The organism is Richelia intracellularis HH01 (genome assembly GCF_000350105.1).
GTDB classification, from domain to species: domain Bacteria; phylum Cyanobacteriota; class Cyanobacteriia; order Cyanobacteriales; family Nostocaceae; genus Richelia; species Richelia intracellularis.
The window spans coordinates 1-7365 of sequence record NZ_CAIY01000089.1 but is presented as its reverse complement, the minus strand read 5'-3'; the positions used below and the strand labels follow the sequence as shown (position 1 = coordinate 7365).

3 protein-coding genes are annotated in these 7365 nt (G+C 29.3%); 2 read left to right on the top strand and 1 reads right to left on the bottom strand.

All coding sequences use genetic code 11. The annotated features are described in order from the left end of the window. Window positions 1-938 precede the first annotated feature (938 nt). Window positions 939-1490, top strand: coding sequence for a late competence development ComFB family protein (locus RINTHH_RS10030; RefSeq protein ID WP_008236080.1), 552 nt, complete (start codon window positions 939-941; stop codon window positions 1488-1490). A gap of 1620 nt (window positions 1491-3110) precedes the next feature. Here RINTHH_RS10030 and RINTHH_RS10020 read toward each other — a convergent pair. After that, window positions 3111-3767: a sigma-70 family RNA polymerase sigma factor gene (locus tag RINTHH_RS10020; protein WP_008236079.1), complete on the bottom strand. Its 657-nt coding sequence runs from the start codon at window positions 3765-3767 to the stop codon at window positions 3111-3113. 1504 nt (window positions 3768-5271) lie between these two features. On the opposite strand from RINTHH_RS10020, the gene RINTHH_RS10015 reads away from it, so the two are divergent. Further along, window positions 5272-5895, top strand: a complete 624-nt coding sequence (locus RINTHH_RS10015; RefSeq protein ID WP_155943975.1) for a L,D-transpeptidase — start codon at window positions 5272-5274, stop codon at window positions 5893-5895. The last annotated feature ends 1470 nt before the right edge of the window (window positions 5896-7365 follow it).

The following is a 7365-nucleotide window of genomic DNA, read 5'->3' as shown; positions in this document are numbered from 1 at the left end:
ACCTATTAATTATCATTATCTTCATAGCTTATACTAATTAAACTTCAATACATTAAAAACTCAAAACTGCTATATAAATTATGATTTAAATCATCGCATTTCTAATCTTTATCCTATTAATTTGTAAATATTAGGCAAACATTATTCCTAGGATTTATAAATTAAATTAGCAAATCTATTCAGTCTTATTTACTAACTTTTCACTAGTAATTTTATCTAGAGTTAATTACTATAATCTCTCCAGACAAACTAGGGAAATGACAAATTAACAGTGGTAGGTAGTCAAAAAGAAGTATTAATATCCTTGAAAAATAATAAATTTTCCATAAAGTACATTATTTGTAAGGTTAATAAGTCTAGATTGCAGGCGAAAAATGAAAAAACTAAGCTGGTTATACACTTTCAATTCTTATAAAACCATCAAAACCTTGGATTTGTAAGACTTCAAGATCAATATAGAAAATAGATAACTAAAATTTATGGTGTTCACTCCCACTATAATGGTAAATTTGCAAAGGGCTATTTTCACTGTGGTTTTGATTATACTAGAGTATCTAGTCCAGTTTACTAGTAATTGCACCAGTTACTGTTCGAACCAAGTAGTCTTGCTGGGGAAAGTATCTCCAGAGTTTCAGGTCACAGCAACAACTATTGACATAGATCATATCCAAAGAGCAGTAGTATTTTCATAGAACTGGGCTATATTGACGTTAAATAGGGTGATATGGTCAAAGCTAGTTTTTAATGAATTGGCATAATTGGTTTTATCAGGGCTTATACTATTCACCATTTTCCCAGAGCTTCTATGTTAATAATAAGGCTATAAACCCTATGCCATAGGTTTATAAGAGCAAATAGTAAATAATAGGTTTTTGTTTATTATTTGCAGATAATAAATTCGATTAGTATACTTCTTACCTCACTTGGGTGGTAAACAGATGGATATTATGAATATAGAAAAAATTGTTGGACAAGCTCTCCAGGACGGCTATCTAACCCCAACAATGGAGGCAGAAGTTGGACGCATTTGCGACTATGCTTCGGAACTATCCATAGAAGAATACATGTCTCTAGATAGACTTATGGGAGCATTATTAACTGGTGAAGTGGTAGCTATTCCTAGAAAACAGTTCATTAATGTTATGGAAGAGTTAGTGGTGACTGAAGCAACCGCCAGAGTGGCAGAGATTGAAGCCACTAGTGAAACTACTTTAGATTTAGGAGATATCGCGGCTTATGCTCTAAATCGACTACCCCCTTTGTATGCTACTACTGAAGAGGGTGCAACTTATCAACGTCAAAAAGCTAAAGATGAACTGAGCGATCTAATTAACAAGCACGTTGGGGAAGCTATTTCCTGTCATCTGGAACGTCCAGAATTCTTCCCAGAACGTCAGGCACTGGGTAAAAATACAGGTAATGAAGTATTACTACAAGTTAGTTCTCTTCTCCAGGCCTATGCCCCCAACTTTGAGCAAAAATCCCAATAGGTATAAGAGTAGTACTTGAATATTGTGATTTTCTTGCTTGAAGGCTTTTTAATTACACATAATCTTAATGATATTAATATCATAATTAATTAGTCTTTTATGAAAGAATAGAAGCATAACTTCTTAATGTACTAATTATTACTTACATGAGATTTTGACTGTAATTGGATATATTCTGAAGAAAAATATGTTAGGGTACAAAACCCTTTTTGAGGGTATAGGAAGCATCCAAAAATTTTCTAAATCGACATTGTTGTCTGAAAATCTCATTATGCTTTATTAATCTTTACAAAGATAGTTTGTTTATCTTAATAAAAAGTAAAATATAATCCTGAGAATTTTGAGAATGTAAAGGCTATTTAGTTAGAAAATCTCAATTTTATAGGTTTTTAATTATCTTTATAGATTAGTAGTTTTGCTTGGTTATAGTTATATAGCTGAGCAGTGTTAGATTTCAAATTTAACTTAATATTAGTGATGTAGCCACCTATCATTTTAAACGCATTAGAAAAACTATAATTTCTAAAAACCATATCAAAGGCGCAAATGCAGGATTAATCATCTCATAGGTTGAAAACAGTTAATATCTGAAAGAATACGCTAATAACTTTGCTGAATCAATTTTTCCCTAAGATAAATAAATTAGGTTAGTTAGTCACCACTATACAAAATAGCAATTATATATATTATACTAAAGCTAAATAATAAAATTAAAACTACTTCCCCAGTATTCCCATAATCTAAGAGTATAAGTTAATAAAAAATATCATACCATCATGAAACTAGCAGTATTCCGGGTTGACGGTAAATTCAGCAAAAAAATATACATGAATACTGTACTACTCTTGAACCAAATTAGTGTTTATATGAATATGTAAACTGGCAGAATAATCCTTTTCTAGTCTCAATTCTAATTTTGTTATTATCTTGGGAATACAAAAAATGGGGCAATTAACAGCAACTTTCAAAGAATAAAATGGGACTGGTCTTTTTCCTTTTTGGGACTGCTCCAAATATTTTTGTTTAGTGACATGTTTTACGAGTGTTTCTCTTTCGATAACCCAAGCTATAACTGTGATCGTACAAATAATAACTGCTATTATCTTGCCAAAAACTATTATCCTTAAATAGTACAAAATAGGTAAATAACTTGTTGACTTTATCTTCTGTATGTTTTTTGTGGCGGTATGGGTAGATTATGAATACCCTGCCTGATTTTTAGTAATCTGGTATATAAGCCCTGTGCATTTTGATCTTCTATTAGCCATTGCCCAACTTTCTTGTGTTCTATGGGGGGTTGTTTCTCCGTACAAATAAGTACTCAACAGCTCGAAATAATCAAAGTTTGACTTATCCATAATAACACCTGGTAACCATAGGTATATTCAGTACTGATATTGCCTAATTGCTTATTATTTTGCCAGGCAGAAAAGTCATAAAATCAATAATCAGCATCCATGTTAACAACATTACTTATATTATATGGGTAATATAGCTGAATGGCTGGGAATGGGATAAAACTTCGGAATTCTGTAATAGAATTTATCTAAATTTACTGAGCTCATCTCTAAAATTAATGTTAAAAGAATATTTCCTAAGCAAAAAAGATAAAATAAAAAACTATATATCTAAATAAGTTTTTAGTTGGCTTTGAAGTCTACTTCTAGCCCTAGCTATCCTTGATTTGACTGTCCCGAGGGAAACACCAGTAATTTCAGCAATTTCTTCATATGCTAGGCATTCTATTTCCCTAAGAACGATTGTAGTCCGGAAGACTTCTGGCAAGCCAATAATTGCTTCTCTCAATTGTTCATAAAATTCTCTGGTATTTAAAGCTTCTTCTGGACCCGGAGTATTGCCTACTATTTCCCAATATGTTTCTCTATTATCTACTACTCGGGGAATATCTAAAGATAAAAGAGTAACTAATCGGTTACGTTTACGTAATTCATCGTAGAAAAGATTTGTGGCAATCCGGCTTAGCCAACTCCTAAATTTAGCAGGTTCTTGTAATTGATTAATATTTCGATATACACGAATCCATACTTCTTGGTTCAGATCTGCCCTATCTAACCAATCTGGAGCAAGATGATATAATACCCGATCAACCTGAGATTGGTAACGGTGCAAAAGCTCTGCAAATAAAGCACGATCTGGCCTAAATCCTGCTTTACAACACAAAATAAGATCATGGTTGGAAAGTTTTTCAATTTGTAATGAGCTTTCCGGGAACCTGATATCAAATGTCGACCAGGATACAGTAATAGATTGATTCATAGATCATACTGACTTCGAAATATACTTTTGTCATTAGACATCTTAATTACTGATAAGTTACTTATAGAAGTGACGGATCCTTGACTGTAACACTTAATCATATTTTTATCCTCATAATTTAGATTCCTATTTTGGAATATATCACTTTTATGAAGGTTTCATTATCTAAGCAATAATTGAGTGTCCACTTAGTAGGCTTATGTTAGTAATTCTTTGTCCATAAAGTAATTATAAATTTATACTCATTATTTTCAGGCAATTTATATAAATTATTAACTAGATCTGCGAAAATTAATCATGGTTTTGGATAAGCTTTATTAAGCTATTCTAAACTCAAAATTACATGTGACAATATTAAAGCTATTTTCTTCATTATCTTTATAATGTTCTACTCAAATAGAATATTAAATTTTGATTTCAAGCTCTAACTTTTACATTAAAATTATAGAATTTTGAAATTATCTGAAAAATATTATGATCTTGATAATTCTCACCTATTAATTTTATGATTCAGCTTAATCTTATATTTATTTAGGATAAAAATTTTAATCAATTCCCTAAAATATTAAGTGATGTTTATCGTTGCTCTCCAGTAAATTAAAAATGCTTTAAAAAAATGCTTTATATTAGCTTCTCATTTAAAGGAAATAATTCAAATTTACTACCAAATGGAGATTTGCCAGCATTAAATAACTATTATGATCATAATAGGGAATCTTATTTTCATAATCACTTATAAAAATAAACCCGTAAATCAAATTTGGGTTAGGTAAATATAATAGTAAATGATAAGCTGCTATAAGCTTTTAAGGTTTTTAAAATAATGTTTTTTAAAATTGAAAATATCACAGTATATCATCTTTAGTAAAAATTATAGGAAATGCTTGATTTTTCAAATCTCTTCCCAATAATTTTTTTATAAATGTTTATTCTTTTTTTTAACTATATTTTAGAATAATCTATACTTCCATAGAAAGATTAACCCTTAGCCTCGTATAAATTAAGCGAGAATATATTTTAGTCTGAATACCCAGTAAAAAGATAAAGATCATCTTGATTAATATTTTTAGACTTTCCAAAATAGTAGACCATATCAATTTCATTATTAATTTACATATCTTATTTTCAAATGCATTTTATAACTTTTACCACTATTTTTTTTATTACCCAAAAATTACTGATAATTATTTTATTACTTATTAGATTACATAGTATTGAAAACAATTATCTAGTTATTTGTTGATCGTATAGAAAGTAGCATATTATACATTTGCTTGTAACTTATTCTGATTAGAATTCATAATCAACCTTAGTTTTATGAGAAAACGGTAAAAATTTTGTAAATTTCTAGTGATATAAGCCCAAAAATCTATAAAAAAGTTACTGTATAAAAGTTTTTATAGAAAATGGTGTAAAATAAGCCGACTAACCAATAGGCAAAGTTAACTATTTAGTACTCTAAGTACTGAGTGATTTAAATGGGTGTAAATAATAATAAAGATTGATGGTAAGAAGTCAAGTTATAACAACAACCTTTATTTGTTTTTGTCTCTCAACGGCTGCCTGGATTTTAAGTTCACATTGGCGGATTAATAACTCTATGAAAGCTGATGCTCATTCTCAAACGATAATGAGTAATAAGGGTAAAATCCCCCAGGTAAAGCCACAACCTCAACCCTCGAAAAAGCTTAATATACAGGTAATTGGTAAACAATATCGACATCAGAGCTTTCAGAAAAATAGCTCTCACGTTATTGTCGATTTAAGTGACCGCCGGGCGTATGTTTACCAACAAAAAACAGTCATTGCTAGCTATCCTATTGGTATTGGAAAAAAGGGATGGGAAACACCTACAGGAACATTCAAAATTATGCATATGCAATATAATCCTGCATGGAAACATCCGATTACAGGCCAAGTTTTTCCTTCTGGACCAAGAAGCCCTTTAGGAGTAAGATGGATTGGTTTTTGGACAGATGGGCACAGTCATATAGGATTTCATGGAACCCCAAATAATCATGTGGTAGGAAACCCAGTTTCTCATGGGTGTTTAAGAATGCGCAATGGTGATGTGGCCTCCTTGTACAGCAAGGTTCATGTGGGGATGCGAATAGAAGTAATTCAATAGTGAAAACCTACTTTCACCAAATTAATATATTGAAACCAGTTAGGGTAACTGTAAATTCATTTACTGAGTAAAGTATAGCACTCTCTCTATCCTTGAATAAATGTATATAATAATGTCAGGATTATAATAGTATTCTGAATATAAAAGTCAAATGAATTGCAGCTTAATATCAAGTTTAATACTTTATTGGGAGTAAGAAAAAACTAAAACCCGATGATTGATTAGATATCTTCGAAGAAATTATAGTAGTAATAGGAAATATGATACTATTCGAAATAAATTATTCTGAGTTATTACCATAAATAATATAATAATACTTTCTGATATATAGCAGTATGGTTATGCTAATTTATATGTATCTTACATAATTAATTCAATAAATAGAAAAAGAATTAAGGTATAAATATCTTCCCCGATCTAGATATTGATAATTATCAGATAATATTGCAAACATGGACAAAAATTTTCAGAAGTATAAATAAACTATTGTTAAGATAAGGAACGATTAAAGAAGCCTATCAGGGCTTTTAATCTGTGCATTATTGAGCATTAATTTAGATATTTATACATATCATCACTTGATGTTGAAAGATGAATTAGCTTCATCAAATAATAAAGAGAATGAATTTTATTTTTGTATTAATTTAAGATAATTATCTTGAGTCAATACAACTATTTCTTATCTGGTATTGTTAAGAAAAATATTAAATAATTTTTAAGATTAATGTATTCATTAAAACTTCTCAGATAGCCATTTTCGTTATTATCTTGCTGATAAAATTCATTCATAAGAGAAAATAATAAAAAATCGGATTGTTGATTCTCTCTATGAAACCTTTGCCAGAGCTCAAAATATTTCATAATGAGGAATACTTATATCTCAGTCAAATAGCTAGAATATAATGTCTTTGAACTTATGTATTATGATTATTCTGTCTAATATCAGATGAGAATATTTACTATTCAATATTTTACTATCAACAGTATAGTGTGATTAGAAAAAAGTATCAAAATCTATAAACGTTATGCTAATAAAATTTGTAAGAAAATTGGCAATTTTTACTTAATAAATATATTCCTATATACTTACAAATCCTAACTAGTAAAATCTTGAGAATTATTTTTTAAATGTAAAATACTACCATACCTCAATATTAATGGACGAAATGATCTAGTAAACTAGGAAATAATTATTATCTCTAATTAATCAATTGAGTGACATTTATAAATGTCACTTGGGGATTTGATATGAATATGAGAATTATTAGTATATTAATCACTATTAAGTGCTGAAACTATTTAAAATTATCTGTAAAATACACTATATTATGGCATTAATTAAGTTATAATTGCCCCGTTATTTATAAGATAACACAATAATCATAAAAAGCTGCCCTAATATGGTTGTAATAAGCATCAAAGATTTATGAAAAATAAACTATAGCAAAGATAATTTTATGTGTTCTAATT